Consider the following 15,718-nt stretch of genomic DNA (forward strand, 5'->3'; position numbering starts at 1 on the left):
CCTTGAAATCTGATGGCGGAGCAGGTGATGAGCGCGATAGCGGGCGCGCGTTTGCCTCTCAGCTCAGCCGCTCAGGCCGGCGGCATGCTGCGCGCGACCACCCGATCGCGCAGCCAGGCGCCAATGGCGCCGCCGACGAGATAGCAGGCGAACATGATCAGGCCGAGGTCGAGCCAGTAGCCGAAGCGGCCGGGGACCACATGCGCGAACGAGGCCGCGACCAGGCCGGCAACAAACACGGCGAGCCAGCGCGCGGTCACCTTCGAGGTGCCGTTGCCGCGTTGGACCACCGAGATCCAGCCCATGCAGAAGCCGAGTAGCAGCGAGCCGATCAGCCAGCCCAGATGGAACGAGACGAGATAGGGCATCGTCACCTCACCAGAAATTCGATGCGGCGGTTCTGCGCCTTGGCGTCTTCGCTGTCATTACCGGCGACCGGCTGCGTGCTGCCGTAGCCGACCGCGGTGAAGCGGCTGGCAGGCAGGCCGGCCTTGACCAGATAGTCGATCACCGCCTGCGCGCGCTTCTCCGAGAGTGCCTGGTTGAAGGAATCCTCGCCGTCGGCATCGGTATGCCCGGCGACCTCGATATTTGTGGTGGGACAGCGCAATGCCGTCTCGATCAGATGATCGAGAATGCCGGCGGAATCCGGATCGATCTCGGCGCGCTTCGCCCCGAAGCGAATCTTGGCCTTGGCCAAAAGCTCGGAGAACAATTGCTGGCACACGGTGCCGTCGACCGGCCCGGCCGCGGGTTTCACCGTGATTTCCGGCTTGTACTGCCAGTTTTTCGGAAAATCCTTGCCGAGGCTTGCGCGGATGTCGTTGGCGGCACCTTCATAGAGCGCATCGCCCGACAGCTTCACCTCGCGGTCGGACACGACGAGCGTGCCGGTCGACAGTCGCGACAGCGCGCCGAGCGCCGCGACCACGGCGGGGCTGAAGGAGCCGGGCGCGCCGACGCTGGCCTTGAGATTGTCGACGATTTTTTCGTTGAAGAATTTCCGCGACGCGCTGGTGGCGATGGCCGCGTGGACATTGTTGTCGGGAACATAGCCGGTCAGCGTCACCGTCGCGGCCACCGGATCCTTGTAGGCCTGGAAGACGTAAGGCGGCGCCTTGACGTCGTTGGCGGCGATCGAAAAGCCCTCGGGCAGGTTTTTCAGCGCCGCTGCGACCGCTTCGCGGCCGCCGAGATCGCGCGCCATCCCCGACAGAGTGACTTTGGTGTCCGTGATCGTGATCTTGCCGTCCTTGAGCTTGCCGATCTGATCGAGCAGCAGCATCGCAGCCGCCTCGAACCGCGGCGGTGCACCGCGCGCCAAACCCATCTGATCGGCCACCTCGGTACCGGCGACCTCCTTGCGGGCCGCCTCAGTCAGGCGGCCCTTCATCGACGGCAGGGGCGCGGAGCCTGACAGCGTGACCCGCACCACGTCGCGTTCGGCGTTCCAGACGAAGGGCTTTGCCTCGGGCACAAGGCGGGTCCGGTCGTCGACCAGGCGCACGCCGGGCACGGTCTCGACCGCCACAACAGCGTCGCGGCGACCCTCCTCGGAAAACGCGTCCGCAGCCAGGCTGACGTCGCGGCCGTCCACCGCGATCCGGGTCTTGTCCAGAACGGTGTCCTTCAGAGCCGCCGAGCTGCGGGCGGAAAGGTCCGCCTCGACCGGCAAAGTGTTATTCCAGGCCGCAAATCCCCACATGACGGCCAGGGGGATGAGCCCCGGCCACCATTTGCTGGCCCACCTGAAAAGCTTCTGCATTCGACGACCCGAACTCTGGAACCGGAGACAAAACAAACCCTTGGCGGGCTGTCAAACCGGAAATGACGCCCTTCCGAAGGCCGGGCGTGGACAATTGGAATAACTTTTTCTTCAAGGGTTCTTCCGTAAGTTGAAGGCGGAATGCCAAAGTCCGCCAGCGGGTCATGAAACAACTCCGTAACAACGTCATCCGCGCCGGGCTGGAAGCACTCTATTTCAGCGGCGCCCACCACCTGTTGCGGCCGCTTTTGTCGGGCGTCGGCGCCATTTTCATGCTGCATCACGTGCGGCCGGCCCGCGCGGCGGCGTTCCAGCCGAACAGGCATCTCGAAGTCACCCCCGAATTCCTGCGCGCGACCCTGCGTCATCTGCGCTCGCGCGAGATCGACATCGTCAGCATGGACGAGCTGCATGAGCGGCTGGTGCGGCGCCGGTTCGACCGCCGCTTCGCCGCCTTCACGCTCGACGATGGCTATCGCGACAATCTCGATTTTGCGCTGCCGGTTCTGCGCGAATTTGACGCGCCTCTGGCGGTCTATGTCGCCAGCGATTTCGCGGAGGGCACGGGCCGGCTGTGGTGGGAGGCGCTGGAGGCCGTCATCGCCAAGACCGAGCAGATCGAGGTGACGATCGGCAATGCCGCGCTGCGGCTCGATGCGACGACGCCAGCCGCCAAGCAGGCGGCGTTCGACCGCCTGCACGACTGGTTGCGCGCGCTGCCCGGCGAGCACGATCTCAAGCGCGAGATCGAGGCGCTCTGCACGAAATACGGCGTCGACATGGCCGCGCTGTGCCGCAGCCTCTGCCTGTCCTGGGAGGAGGTGAAGACATTTGCCGCCGATCCCCTGGTCACGATCGGCGCGCATTCCGTCAGCCATTGCAATCTCGCCAAGCAAAGCGAAGCGATCGCCACGCAGGAGATGGCCGTGAGCCGCGCGCGGATCGAGCAAGCGCTCGGCCGCAACGTCCAGCATCTGGCCTATCCCTATGGCGATCGCGAGGCGGCGGGCGAGCGTGAATTCGTGCTCGCTGCATCCGCCGGCTTCAAGACCGCAGTGACGACGCGGCCCGGCATGCTGTTCGCCGAAAACGCCGGCCACATGACGGCGCTGCCACGGGTCTCGCTCAACGGCAATTACCAGGACACGCGGATTCTGCCGGTGCTGACCTCGGGCGCTGCGACCGCGATGTGGAACGGCTTCCGCAGGATCGCGGCGGCGTAGTTTCGAATCTCCGCTGTCGTCCCGAATTCAGCCGTCGTCCTGGCGAAAGCCAGGACCCATTGCCACCGCTGTCCATTTTGCGACGCGCTCGGGCCACAGCTCATTCAAACAACTCTATCCTGGGGTAATGGGTCCTGGCTTTCGCCAGGACGACGATGCGGCGCCTTCCTTGACTCCCCTCCCCACCCCGCCCACAACCGGCGCAAACAAAGGGAGGCACCATGTTCAACGATCTGTTCTCGCTCAAAGGCCGCGTCGCACTGGTGACCGGCGGTTCGCGCGGCATCGGCAAGATGATCGCGGCGGGATTTCTCAGCGCAGGGGCCGCGAAGGTCTATATCACCGCGCGCAAGGCCGGGCCTTGCGAAGCCACCGCGAACGAGCTGTCAGGCCGATATGACGGTGAGTGCATCGCGCTGCCGATCGACATCTCGACCGTCGACGGCTGCGACAGGCTCGCTGGCGAAATCATCAAGCTGGAGCCGAAGCTCGATATCCTCGTCAACAATGCAGGGGCTGCCTGGGGCGCGGAGTTCGACGAATTCCCCGAAAGCGGCTGGGACAAGGTGATGGACCTCAACGTCAAGTCGCTGTTCTTCCTGACCAAGGCGCTGGCCAAGCCGCTGCGCGCGGCGGCTTCGCATGAGCGGCCCGCTAAGGTCATCAACATCGCCTCGGTTGACGGCATCTTCGTCAATCCCGGCGAGACCTACTCCTATGCCGCGAGCAAGGCCGCGGTGATCCATTTGACGCGGCGCATGGCGACGAAACTGATCAAGGACAACATCAATGTCACCGCGATCGCGCCCGGCGCGTTCAAGTCCGACATGAACCGGGCTGCGCGCGACCATTCGGAGGATGTCGCCAAGCGCATTCCGGCGCGGCGGATCGGAACCGACGAGGACATGGCCGGCGTGGCGATCTATCTCGCCTCGCGCGCGGGTGACTACGTGGTCGGCAACACCATCGCGGTGGATGGCGGCGTGGTGTACGCGAACGCGGGGCTGGAGATCGCGGGGTAGGGGCTCGAGCCCGCCGCGCGGACAGTGCGCTCCCTCGCCCCGTTCTTACGGGGAGAGGGAGCGCACTGTCCGCGCGTGAGATTGTCGCCGCACCTGTACCCCCTCACCCGGATCGCAAGAGCGATCCGACCTCTCCCCGCAAGCGAGGAGAGGTGAAGAAGATACCTACGACTCGATCCTCACATACTCGAAATCGCCGGGCTTGTTGTCGATGCCGACTTTCGGCGGCGAGATCCAGGAGGCGAACTGGCCGGTCTCGGTGACGGGCTGCATCAGCGAGGTGATGAAGTCGCCGTCGGCGGTCGATGGCAGCCATTCGTCCTTGCGCTTCGCCCAGGTTGCGTCGTCGATCAACAGACCATCCGGCGTCGCGTGGATGCCCTTGAACTCGCCGATATGGCGATGGAAGGCGACGTTGGGCAGCTTGAGCTGAAACTGGTAGCCCGCGGTCGAGATCACCTTGTTCCAGCGCAGCATGCCCTTGACGCAATCCTGGCTGTAGTCGTCGCGCAGGCGCATGTTGAGCGCGGTGAGCGCCGGCTCGTCCACCAGCTTGATCTCGCCGTCGATGAACTTCAGCACCGGATAGGTGGCGTTCTTGAGCTGATGATCGTCGTCGATCTGGGTCTCGTGATAGCGGCCCTTGATGCCGGTGTTGAAGGCGTTCGCCGCGTTGGTGGAGACTTCCGAGCCAAACAGATCGAGCGACAGCGTATAGTGCAGGTTCAGCTTCTTCTGGATAGTCGGCAGGTCGATCACGCCGAGCGCGCGGACCTTCGCGATGTCGGTGGGATCGGTGATGCCGGCTTCGCGCATCGCATCGCAGGTGCGCTGCACGACGCGGGTGATGCCGGTCTCGCCGACGAACATGTGGTGCGCTTCTTCCGTCAGCATGAAGCGGCAGGTGCGTGACAAGGGATCGAAGCCGGACTGCGCCAGCGAATGCAGCTGCATCTTGCCGTCGCGGTCGGTGAAATAGGTGAACATGAAGAAGGACAGCCAGTCCGGGGTCGCCTCGTTGAAGGCGCCCAGCATGCGCGGCGAGTCAGCGTCACCCGAGCGGCGGCGCAACAAATCGTCAGCCTCTTCACGTCCGTCGCGCCCGAAGTACTTCTGCAGCAGGTACACCATCGCCCAGAGGTGACGGCCTTCCTCGACATTGACCTGGAACAGATTGCGCATGTCGTACAGCGAGGGCGCGGTCTTGCCGAGGTGGCGTTGCTGCTCGACGGAGGCAGGCTCGGTGTCGCCCTGGATCACGATCAGACGGCGCAGCATGGCGCGATATTCACCCGGGACTTCCTGCCAGGCCGGCTCGCCAAAATGCTCGCCGAACGGCACGACCCGGTTCTCTTCCTGGGGAGCAAGGAGAATGCCCCAGCGATACTCGGGCATCCGCACGTAATCGAACTTGGCCCAGCCGCGCGGATCGACCGAATAGGCGGTGCGCAAGTACACCAGCGATTCCTGGAAGCCTTCCGGCCCCATGTCTTTCCACCAGTCCATGTAGCCGGGATGCCAGCCCTCCAGCGCTTTGAGCACTTGGCGGTCTTCGGCGAGATTGACGTTGTTCGGAATCTTGGTCGAGTAGTCGACGTTCATGATGTTCATGTTCATGGCCGTGCTCCTTGGTCTGTCTTCTGTCCCGGACCCTGCGCAGCGCGAAGCGGTGCGCTGCAGAGCCGGGACCCATTGTTCGGTCCACATGGGTCCCGGTTCTGCGCAGCGTCACCATAGCGCGTTGAAGACGCGCGTTGCGCTTTTGGTGCCGCAGCGCGCCCGGGACACGAGAATCGTTACACCCGCGTCATATCGAATTTCGGCTTCTGGCCGCTGCCGTAGCGGCGCAGCGCGCCTTCCTCGCCGACCGCGTTCGGGCGCTGGAAGATCCAGTTCTGCCACGCGGTGAGGCGCGAGAAGATTTTCGATTCCATCGTCTCGGGGCCGACGAAGCGAAGGCTCGCTTCCATGCCGGTGAGGCTGTCGGGCGAGAAGCTGGCGCGCTCTTCCAGGAACACGCGAACTTCATCATCCCAGTCGATGTCGTCGAGCGCGAAGGTGACGAGGCCGAGCTCTTCGGCCTGCTCGGCGTCCAGCGCCGTTCCCATCGTGGCTTCCGCGCGTTCCACATCGGACGGATCGGCCTGGAAGCGCGACTGAAGCCGCGTCAGGCCATGACTCATCGGATACGGGCCAAAATTCATCGCTGACAGTTCGATCGACGGCGGCGGGCGGTTGTCGCCCTGGCGCGTGCCGATCAGCATGTAGGAGCGGTCGGCGGCGAAGACGAGCTCGGCGAGCGTGCCGGCAAAGCAGGAGCCGGGCTCGACCAGCGTCACCAGCGTCCGCGAGGTGACGTCGATGCGCTTCAAGACACGCTTCCAGTAGTGCCTGATTTCGTTGACCAGCCAGTGCGCCTTGTTGGCTTCGAGGAAGGCGTCGCAGGCGAGCACATGGGCGCGGTCGCCATGGCTTTTGAACACCAGCATGGCGATCTCGAGCTCGTTGATGCGCAGATGCAGGATGGCGTCGTCGAGTTCGCGCGCGACCTGAAGCGGCCAGAACGCGACACCCTGCGCCATCATGCCGTCGATGTCGGCGGGCGGCGCGGCTTCAGGCGCCTTGATCGAGATCGTGGCGATCCGCGCCGCGCGGTCGATATCGACCGTGACAAAGCCGTAGCGGATGCTGGTCTCGTCGATGATGCGCTTGAGCGGCGTCAGCGCGATGCCCTTGCCGCTGCCCTTGCGCTTCGAGCTGTCGGCGAATTCCCTCGCGCGCTCGGCAACCTTGCCTTCGAGCTTGCTGTTCGGCGCGATCTCGTCGACCAGGCGCCATTGCACGGCGCGCTTGCCCTTCACGCCTTCTTCGATGGTGCAGAAGAAATCAGCGTGATCGCGGCGCACCTTGCGCTTGTCGACCACACGGGTGAGGCCGCCGGTGCCCGGCAGCACCGCGAGCAGCGGCACTTCGGGCAAGGCGACGGCGGACGCGCCGTCATCGGCGAGCATGATGTAGTCGGTGGCGAGCGCGAGCTCATAGCCGCCGCCGGCGGCCGAGCCGTTCACGACGGTGATGAAGCGCTGGCCGGAATTCTCCGACGAGTCTTCCATGCCGTTGCGGGTCTCGTTGGTGAACTTGCAGAAATTGACCTTGTGGGCATGGGTCGAGCCCGCGAGCATGCGGATGTTGGCGCCGGCGCAGAACACCCTGTTCTTGGCCGAGCGCATCACCACGACCTTCACCTCGGGGTGCTCGAAGCGCAGGCGCTGAACCGCGTCGGCAAGCTCGATGTCGACGCCGAGATCGTAGGAATTGAGCTTGAGCAGATAGCCCTCGAACAGGCCGCCATTCTCGTCGACGTCCATGGTCAGAGTGGCGACGTCACCGTCGACCGCGAGCTTCCAGTGCCGGTAGCGGGACGGCTCGGTCTGGAAATCGATGAATGTCGCGCCGCCTGAGAGGCGTCGATCTTCCCCGGCCATGGGCCACCCTTGAGTTCGTTTTGGTTTTACCGTTAGATGCACAATAATGCATATTATTGCGCGCGTCTAGTCCTTAACGGCTCCCACATGCATTTTGTTGCATGTCATCTCGTAAGGCCGCTTCTGCAAATTGCTCAATCGCATCAAGCGTCGCTGCCGGAGCTTCGCGATGCGGAGAATGCGCCGCGCCTGAAATGACTTTCAAATCGACCGGGCAATAGCATTCTTGCTGCGCGATCTCAGCCTGACGCAGCGTCCCGTATTGGTCGTCCACGCCTTGAAGGACCAGCACCGGAACGCGGATATAGGCGAGATATTCCGAGATATCCCAGTCGCGGAATTTCGGATCGAGCCAGGCGGCGTTCCAGCCATAGAAGGCGTTGTCGACCTCCTTGTGCCAGCGCGCGAGCTTTGACTTGAGATCGGTGGTCTCAAAGGCGGTCTTGATCGCGGCGATGGATTTCACCGAGATGTCCTCGACGATAAAATGCGGCGCGATCAGCACCAGGCCGCTCAGGCGATGATCCTGATGCGCGCCGGCGTAGATGGTCGCGATCGAGGCGCCGTCGGAATGGCCGAGCAGCAGGCCGCGCTTGAAGGCAATCGCATCGAGGATCTTCGGCAGCACGTCCAGCGCCTCGCGCTGCATGTAGTCAAGCGGCCGCGGCAACGTCACCGGGCTCGATTGGCCATAGCCTGCACGCGAATAGACGAAGATGCCGGCGGAGGTGGCCTGCTGGAGCTTTTCCGGGAAGTCACCCCATAGGCCGACGGAGCCGAGGCCTTCGTGCAGCATGACGATGGTGGGTGAATCGGCGGATTGCGGCGCCAGCCATTTGTATTCGAGGCTGGCGCCATCGATGCTGAGAAAGCCGGTGGAGGCGAGATTGGTCATGTTCTGTCGCTCTTCTTCGCACGGACTTGGAACGAGACGCGGCCGCTGGTTCAGTCGTTCCCTCCCCCTTGTGGGGGGAGGGCTAGGGAGAGGGGTGCCACACGGGGATTCCGGGCGTGACGAAGAACATCTGGCGCGTGACGACGAACACCGCTTCCTGGGCCACCCCTCTCCCCGCCCTCCCCCACCCCCACAAGGGAGCGCAGCGAGATTCGGCGCGACAGAAACGCAAGACATCCACGCACTCAATTCGTCCCGTCCCGCAGCTTGAACCGCTGGATCTTTCCCGTCGCCGTCTTCGGCAGCGAGTCCACCACGTCGATCCAGCGCGGATATTTCCACGGGCCGATTTTCTGCTTGACGTGGTCCTTGAGCATCTCCTGCAGGCCCGTCGTCGTCGCGCCGGGGCGCAGCACGACAAAGGCCTTCGGCTTCAGCAGTCCCTCCGGATCGGCTTCGGGCACGACGGCAGCTTCCAGCACGGCGGGATGCGTGATCAGCGCGCTCTCGACCTCGAAGGGCGAGACCCAGATGCCGGAGACCTTGAACATGTCGTCGGCGCGACCGCGGAAGGTGTAGCGGCCCTCGGCATCCCTGACATATTTGTCGCCGGTGCGGGTCCACGGTCCTTCGAACGTGCGGCGGCTCTTGTGGCGCTGGTTCCAGTAGCCCTCGCCGGCGGAGGGCGCATCGACCAGGAGCTCGCCGACTTCGCCGTCGGCAACATCCTGTCCGGCTTCGTTGACCAGCCGCACCGCATAGCCCGGCACCGGCTTGCCGGAGCAGCCGTATTTGATGTCGCCGGGCGCATTCGAGAGGAAGATGTGCAACAGCTCGGTCGAGCCGACGCCGTCGAGAATGTCGACGCTGAAGCGCGCCTTCCAGCTGTTGCCGACGGATTCCGGCAGCGCCTCGCCGGCGGAGGTGCAGATGCGCAAATTCTTGCCGCCACGCTCGCTCTTCATGCTCTCGTCGTTGAGCATCGCCGCGAACAAGGTCGGCACGCCGTAGAAGATCGAGGGGTTGTAGCGGTTCATCAGGTCGAACATGCGGGCGGGCGTCGGGCGCTCGCTGTTGAGCACGACGGTGGCGCCGACCGACATCGGAAAGGTCAACGCATTGCCGAGACCATAGGCGAAGAACAGCTTTGCCGCGGAAAGGCAGACGTCGCTCTCGCGAATGCCGAGCACCTGCTTGGCGTAGGTGTCCGCAGTGGCCTGGAGATTCGAATGGATATGCCGCACCCCCTTGGGCATGCCCGTCGACCCTGACGAATAGAGCCAGAACGCCGGCTCATCCGGATGTGTCGCAGCGGTCGTGAACCGGTCGCTCTCGTCCGCAATCTCCTCGGCGAGCTGCTTGTGACCGTTCTGCTTGGCGCCGGAGACCACGACATGCTCGAGATCCGGCATGCGGCCGACGACGTCCTTGATCACGGGATAGAGCGCTTCCGAGACGAACAGCACGCGCGCACGGCAATCGGCGAGGATGTAGGCGTATTGATCCGATGTCAGCAGCGTGTTGAGCGGCACCGGCACGATGCCGGCGCGGATCGCGCCCAGGAACACAATCGGGAAGTCGACAGTATCCAGCATGATCATGGCCACGCGCTCTTCGCGGCGAACACCGAGCCGGCGCAGCATGTTGGCGGCGCACCGCGTTTCGCGCTGGAGCTCGCCATAGGTGAGCCGTGAGACGGTGTCGTCGAAGGCGAGCTTGTTGCCGCGTCCCTCCTCGACGTTTCGGTCGAGCAGCCAGGTCACCGCGTTATAGGATCCCTCGCTCACGGACTTCTCCCCTGAATTTAGAATTATAATTCATAGAAAGACACCGCATTGGCTTGCTGTCAATGCCAGCAGGCACTATGTTTCATTAATACGCGCCGCAGGACCTCCTTAAAAGAAGACATCCGCTCAAGCAGGCCCATGATCCGTAGTCCATGACCGACAGTCCCGACGCCGAATCCCGATTTCTCGAACAGCTCGGCCAGCGCGTGCGCACCACGCGCGCGCTGCGCGGCATGTCGCGCAAGGTGCTCGCCAAGGTATCAGGAATATCGGAGCGCTACATCGCGCAGCTCGAAAGCGGCAAGGGCAATGTCTCCATCGTGCTGCTGCGCCGCGTCTCCGACGCGATGGGCGCGCATCTCGAGGACCTGCTTCCCTCGGTCGATCCGACCCCGGACTGGCAGATGTTTCGCGATCTCCTGCGCAAGGCGACGCCAAGTCAGATCGCGCAAGCCAAGGATTTGCTCGCGGGCGGCAGCGCCTCCGCGCCGCGGCGCGCGCCGTTCTGCGGCATCGCGCTGATCGGCCTGCGCGGCGCCGGCAAATCCACGCTCGGCCGGATGCTGGCGAAGAAGGTCGGCTGGAGTTTTGTCGAGCTCAACAAGGAGGTCGAGCAGCAGAACGGGCTCTCGGTCGCCGAGATCATCGCGCTCTACGGCCAGGAAGGCTTTCGCCGCATGGAGCAGGCGGCACTGCAGCAGCTGCTCGCGCGCAACGAGCTGATGGTGCTGGCGACCGGCGGCGGCATCGTCTCGGAGCCCCTGACGTTCGACCAGATCCTGTCGTCGTTCTACACGATCTGGCTGAAGGCCGAGCCCGAGGAGCACATGGCTCGCGTCCGCCGCCAGGGCGATTTGCGCCCGATGGCCGACGACCGCTCCGCTATGGCGGAGCTGCGCAACATCCTCTTGAGCCGCGAGCCGCTATATGCGCGCGCGACGGCGGTGGTGGACACGGCGGGACTGTCCGTCGATGCCGCCGCGGCGCGCCTGGTTGATGCGGTGCGGCCGGTGCTGCAGAACGAAGCACGCAGCTTCGGGCTGCGCAGCGTTGCGCTTTAGGTCCGCACTCCCATGACCGACAGCGACCTCGCAATCTCCATGTTCGAGCGGATCGGCGGCAGCGCCACGATCAATCGACTGGTCGATCGTTTCTATGACCGCATGGACACGCTGCCGGAGGCGAAGATCATTCGCACGATGCATGCGGACGACCTCGGCCTGATCAGGGACGTGCTGAAACGCTATCTCACTGAGTGGACCGGCGGCCCGAAACTCTATTCGGTCGAGAAGGGCCACCCGCGGCTGCGCCAGCGCCACATCGGCTTTGCCATCGGCGATGCCGAGCGCGACGCGTGGATGTTCTGCATGCGCGGCGCGCTGGAGGAGACGGTGACGGATAGTGCTGCGCGTCAGGATCTCGACAAGGCGTTGTCCGGCCTCGCCGACTGGATGCGCAACCGGTAGTGGCGCAGTAGTCCGGATGAGCGACGCGACATCCGGGTCTTCACGATGACTTTCCCGGGTATCGCTTTGCTCACCCGGGCTACAACAGCTGCGACCGCACCGCCTCCGCGCCCTGACGCAACAGCGGCAAAAATCGCTCGATCAATTCCTGCGCCGGCACGCGATCGACGTGCGCGCCCATGTTGATCGCGGCGATGATGACATCGTCATAACGACGCACCGGGACCGAGATCGAGCGGAAATGCGGCTCGGCCTCGCGGTCCACCAGCGAATAACCCTGTGCACGGTCGGCGACGATGCGCGCGAGCAATGCCTTGGGATCGGTTTCCGTGTGCGGCGTCAGCGCCTCGCGCTTCATCGCTCTCAGACGCGCGGCAAGCTCGACATCGTCGAGTTGACCGAGCATGGCGCGGCCGACCGAGGTGCAGAACGCCGGCAGTCGGTAGCCGATATCCAGCCCACCTGAAAACATCCGCGCCGGACTGCTGCGCCCGATGAATACGACGTCGTCACCGTCGAGCACCGCGAGCGAGGCGATTTCGTTGGCCGCTGTCGCGACACGGTCGAGCACCGGTTGCAGGACCGTGACGAGCTGGCTGGACCGCAGAAACGACGCGGCGAGTGTCAGCACATGTGGCGTCAGCGAGAACAGCTTGCCGTCGCCACTTACGAAGCCGCCGCGCTGGAGCGTGAACAGCATGCGCCGCGCGGTGGCGCGTGGAAGCTCTGCGGCACGGGCAAGATCGCTCAGCGTCATCGGGCCGGCCGTGGCGCCGAAGCATTGCAGCAGGCGCAGCCCGCGATCGAGGCTCTCGACGAAATCCGTCGGGCGTTCGTCGCTCTCGCTTCGCTTCAGCTTGGGCATGGGTGTCGGGTCATTCCTGCAAAATAGTGCTTGCTGCCGCGTTAAGGCATGTCATAATTCGCCCATTCGTTCAATAGGCGAACAAACGCCACTCCATAAGGATGCACTCGCCATGATGAGCCAGGAGCAGAACGACCTGATTACCCGCACCGGTGCGAAGGACCCCTGCGGGAAGCTGATGCGAAGCTACTGGCAGCCGGCGGCGCTTGTGGACGAGCTCGACGGCGATCGACCAATCCGCCCCGTCAGATTGCTCGGCGAAAACCTGGTGCTGTTCCGCGACGAGACCGGGCGTTACGGCCTGATCGATCGGCACTGCGCGCATCGCGGCGCTGATCTCGCCTTCGGACGGCTCGAGCATGGCGGCCTGCGCTGCGCCTTTCATGGCTGGTTGTTCGACGCCACCGGGCAATGCATCGAGACGCCGGCCGAGCCGAAGGGCTCAAAGCTCTGCCAAAACGTCCGTCAGCGCTCTTATCCCGTGGTGGAGAAGAGCGGCATCCTCTGGGCTTATCTCGGCGAGGGCGAGCCGCCGGCCTTTCCCGAGCTCGACTGTTTCGTCGCGCCCGGCACGCACACCTTCGCGTTCAAAGGCCATATGGCCTGCAACTGGCTCCAGGCGCTCGAAGTCGGCATCGACCCCGCGCACGCCTCCTATCTGCATCGCTTCTTCGAGGACGAGGACACCTCGACGGCCTACGGCAAGCAGTTCCGCGGCGCATCGGCGGGCTCCGACTTGCCGATGACCAAGATCCTGCGCGAATACGACCGCCCGATCATCAATGTCGAGCACACCGAATATGGCCTGCGGCTGATCGCGCTGCGCGAGATCGACGAGGAGCGCACTCATGTGCGCGTCACCAACCAGCTCTTCCCGCACGGCTTCGTCATCCCCATGAGCACGGAGATGACGATCACGCAGTGGCACGTGCCGGTCGACGACGAGAATTGCTACTGGTACGCGATCTTCACCAGCTACACGAATGCCGTGGACAAGAAGAAGATGCGCGACCAGCGGCTCGAGCTCTATGAGCTGCCGCACTACAAATCTCGCAAGAACAGCAACAACGATTACGGCTTCGATCCGCACGAGCAGCAGACGGCGACCTATACCGGCATGGGCACCGACATCAATGTCCACGACCAGTGGGCGGTGGAATCGATGGGCGCGATCCAGGACCGCACCAGGGAGCACCTCGGCACGAGCGACAAGGCCATCGTGCAATACCGCCGCCTGCTCCGGCAGGAGATCGAGAAGGCCGCAGGCGGCGAGAAGCCGATGCTGCATCTCGACGAGGCCAGCGCACGTTCGATCCAGGGCCCGGCGACCATGGACGGCATCGGGCCGACACGAGGCTGGGAGATCTACTGGATGGAAGTCGACGTCAAGCGCCGCCGCAGCGCGCCGTGGACGGCGCCGGTGCCGAAGGAGATCGCGGACAACGTGCATCGGCTGACGGCGGCGGAGTGATAGTGCGGTTGGGCCGCGGCGGGCGCCACATACTCCGCTGTCATGCTCCGCGAAAGCGGGGCATCCAGTACGCCGCGGCCTCTCGTGGACACACGGATGTCTCTGGAGACTGGATCGTCCGCCTTCGCGGACGATGACGGTGTGCGCTATAATCTCGCCGAGCAAGAAGGAGCTGCCAAAGTGACTTTCGTCGCGCGTCATGCGCTGTGGTCGGATGAGCAGAAGGACGCCGCATTGCGCATGCGGCGCATCGTCGAGGAGAAGAACCTCGAGGTCATCCGCCTCGCCTTCCCGGACCAGCACGGCATTTTGCGCGGCAAGACCATCGTCGCGGCCGAGGCGATCGCCTCGCTGGAAAGCGGCTGCTCCATCACCACCACCATGCTCGCCAAGGACACCTCGCACCGCACGGTGTTTCCGGTGTTCACGTCAGGCGGCGGCTTCGGCATGAAGGAGATGGAGGGCGCGGCCGACGTGCTGATGGTCGCCGATCCCACCAGTTTTCGTGTTTTGCCGTGGGCACCGACCACGGGCTGGGTTCTATGCGACCTCTATTTCAACGACGGCCGTCCCGTGCCGTTCGCGACCCGCGGGCTCTATCGCAAGGTGCTCGGCGAACTCGCAAGCCGCGGCCATGATTTCGTGGCAGGCCTCGAGGTCGAATTCCACATCTTCAAGCTCGACGATCCGCATATGCGCCCGGAAGATGCCGGCCAGCCCGGCACGCCGCCTTCGGTGAGCCTGCTCAGCCATGGCTACCAATATCTCACCGAGCAGCGCTTCGATCAGATGGAGCCGGTGCTGGAAATTTTGCGGCGTGACATCGTCGCGCTCGGTCTACCCTTGCGTTCGGTCGAGGTCGAATTCGGGCCGAGCCAGTGCGAATTCACCTTCGCGCCGAAGAAGGGCCTCGAGCCCGCCGATAACATGGTGCTGTTCCGCTCTGCCGTGAAGCAGATCGCGCACCGCCACGGCTATCACGCCACCTTCATGTGCCGGCCGAAGCTGCCGAACCTGTTCGCGAGCGGCTGGCATCTGCACCAATCGGTGGTCTCACGCGCGAGCGGCGAGAACCAGTTCATGGCCCAGGAAACGACCAAAGACGGCGGCGAGCCGCTCAGCGCGTTCGGCCGCGCCTGGCTTGCGGGCCTGCTCGATCACGCCCGCGCCTCGACCGTGTTCACCACGCCGACCATCAATGGCTACAAGCGCTACCGCTCCTATTCGCTGGCGCCGGACCGCGCGATCTGGGGCCGTGACAATCGCGGCGTGATGATCCGCGTGCTCGGCGCGGCCGGCGACGCCGCCACGCGCCTGGAAAACCGCATCGGCGAGCCCGCCGCCAATCCTTATCTCTACATGGCCTCGCAAATCCTCTCCGGCCTCGACGGCGTCGACCGCAAGCTCGATCCCGGCCCGTCGGCTGATACGCCCTACGAAACCAAGGCGCCGCTGTTACCGAAGTCGCTGCGCGATGCGGTCAGCGCACTGAAGGACGATCCGTTCTTCCGGGAAAAGCTCGGGCCTGAATTCGTCGATTATTACACCCACATCAAGAACGCCGAGATCGACCGCTTCCTGTCCGAGGTAACCGACTGGGAGCACCGCGAATATTTCGAGGTGTTTTGAGCCAGATGCGCCCTCACCTCCCCGTGAGGCGACTTCGTCCGCTCTGTTCCGACGACATTTCACCGCTCCCGACGAAGCCATTTTCCAAGACCCGCGAAAACCGCCGGAAA

At 64.2% G+C, this 15,718-nt stretch carries 13 protein-coding genes; 6 read left to right on the forward strand and 7 right to left on the reverse strand.

The window, feature by feature from the left end; translation table 11 throughout:
* Positions 1-71: 71 nt before the first annotated feature.
* Positions 72-368 carry a hypothetical protein gene (locus BRA1253DRAFT_RS21790; protein WP_007597890.1) on the reverse strand — a complete coding sequence of 99 codons (297 nt, stop codon included), beginning with the start codon at positions 366-368 and terminating at the stop codon, positions 72-74.
* Positions 369-370: 2 nt separating this feature from the next.
* Positions 371-1,765, reverse strand: coding sequence for an OmpA family protein (locus BRA1253DRAFT_RS21795; protein ID WP_007597891.1), 1,395 nt, complete (start codon positions 1,763-1,765; stop codon positions 371-373).
* 164 nt (positions 1,766-1,929) lie between these two features.
* On the opposite strand from BRA1253DRAFT_RS21795, the gene BRA1253DRAFT_RS21800 reads away from it, so the two are divergent.
* The gene (locus tag BRA1253DRAFT_RS21800; RefSeq protein WP_007597893.1) at positions 1,930-2,988 is read left to right on the forward strand and encodes a polysaccharide deacetylase family protein; all 1,059 of its coding nucleotides are present in this window, start codon (positions 1,930-1,932) and stop codon (positions 2,986-2,988) included.
* A gap of 221 nt (positions 2,989-3,209) precedes the next feature.
* Positions 3,210-4,010 carry an SDR family oxidoreductase gene (locus BRA1253DRAFT_RS21805; protein ID WP_007597897.1) on the forward strand — a complete coding sequence of 267 codons (801 nt, stop codon included), beginning with the start codon at positions 3,210-3,212 and terminating at the stop codon, positions 4,008-4,010.
* 165 nt (positions 4,011-4,175) lie between these two features.
* On the opposite strand, the gene boxB is transcribed toward BRA1253DRAFT_RS21805, so the two are convergent.
* The 4 genes from boxB to BRA1253DRAFT_RS21825 form a co-directional block, all read right to left on the reverse strand.
* Positions 4,176-5,627: a benzoyl-CoA 2,3-epoxidase subunit BoxB gene (gene boxB, locus BRA1253DRAFT_RS21810; RefSeq protein ID WP_007597900.1), complete on the reverse strand. Its 1,452-nt coding sequence runs from the start codon at positions 5,625-5,627 to the stop codon at positions 4,176-4,178.
* A 179-nt stretch (positions 5,628-5,806) separates the two neighbouring features.
* Entirely contained in the window at positions 5,807-7,495 is a 1,689-nt protein-coding gene (gene boxC, locus BRA1253DRAFT_RS21815) for a 2,3-epoxybenzoyl-CoA dihydrolase (RefSeq protein WP_007597902.1), read from the reverse strand.
* 73 nt (positions 7,496-7,568) lie between these two features.
* Complete coding sequence (locus tag BRA1253DRAFT_RS21820; protein ID WP_007597904.1) at positions 7,569-8,390, reverse strand: alpha/beta fold hydrolase; 822 nt, start codon at positions 8,388-8,390, stop codon at positions 7,569-7,571.
* Positions 8,391-8,635: 245 nt separating this feature from the next.
* On the reverse strand, positions 8,636-10,177 hold the full coding sequence (locus tag BRA1253DRAFT_RS21825; RefSeq protein ID WP_007597905.1) for a benzoate-CoA ligase family protein: 1,542 nt from the start codon (positions 10,175-10,177) through the stop codon (positions 8,636-8,638).
* Positions 10,178-10,329: 152 nt separating this feature from the next.
* Here BRA1253DRAFT_RS21825 and BRA1253DRAFT_RS21830 point away from each other — a divergent pair, with 152 nt between their 5' ends.
* Positions 10,330-11,238, forward strand: coding sequence for a helix-turn-helix transcriptional regulator (locus BRA1253DRAFT_RS21830; protein ID WP_007597907.1), 909 nt, complete (start codon positions 10,330-10,332; stop codon positions 11,236-11,238).
* A gap of 12 nt (positions 11,239-11,250) precedes the next feature.
* Positions 11,251-11,643 (forward strand): group II truncated hemoglobin, encoded by a 393-nt coding sequence (locus tag BRA1253DRAFT_RS21835; RefSeq protein WP_007597909.1) that lies wholly within the window; start codon positions 11,251-11,253, stop codon positions 11,641-11,643.
* A 79-nt stretch (positions 11,644-11,722) separates the two neighbouring features.
* On the opposite strand, the gene BRA1253DRAFT_RS21840 is transcribed toward BRA1253DRAFT_RS21835, so the two are convergent.
* Entirely contained in the window at positions 11,723-12,508 is a 786-nt protein-coding gene (locus BRA1253DRAFT_RS21840; RefSeq protein ID WP_007597911.1) for an IclR family transcriptional regulator C-terminal domain-containing protein, read from the reverse strand.
* Positions 12,509-12,620: 112 nt separating this feature from the next.
* Between BRA1253DRAFT_RS21840 and BRA1253DRAFT_RS21845 the strand changes: the two genes are divergently transcribed.
* Together BRA1253DRAFT_RS21845 and BRA1253DRAFT_RS21850 are read left to right on the forward strand one after the other, a co-directional pair.
* On the forward strand, positions 12,621-13,979 hold the full coding sequence (locus BRA1253DRAFT_RS21845) for an aromatic ring-hydroxylating dioxygenase subunit alpha (RefSeq protein ID WP_007597912.1): 1,359 nt from the start codon (positions 12,621-12,623) through the stop codon (positions 13,977-13,979).
* A 180-nt stretch (positions 13,980-14,159) separates the two neighbouring features.
* Complete coding sequence (locus tag BRA1253DRAFT_RS21850) at positions 14,160-15,608, forward strand: glutamine synthetase family protein (protein ID WP_035995338.1); 1,449 nt, start codon at positions 14,160-14,162, stop codon at positions 15,606-15,608.
* Positions 15,609-15,718 lie beyond the last annotated feature (110 nt).

It is taken from the genome of Bradyrhizobium sp. WSM1253, assembly GCF_000244935.1.
Taxonomy (GTDB): Bacteria; Pseudomonadota; Alphaproteobacteria; order Rhizobiales; family Xanthobacteraceae; genus Bradyrhizobium; species Bradyrhizobium canariense.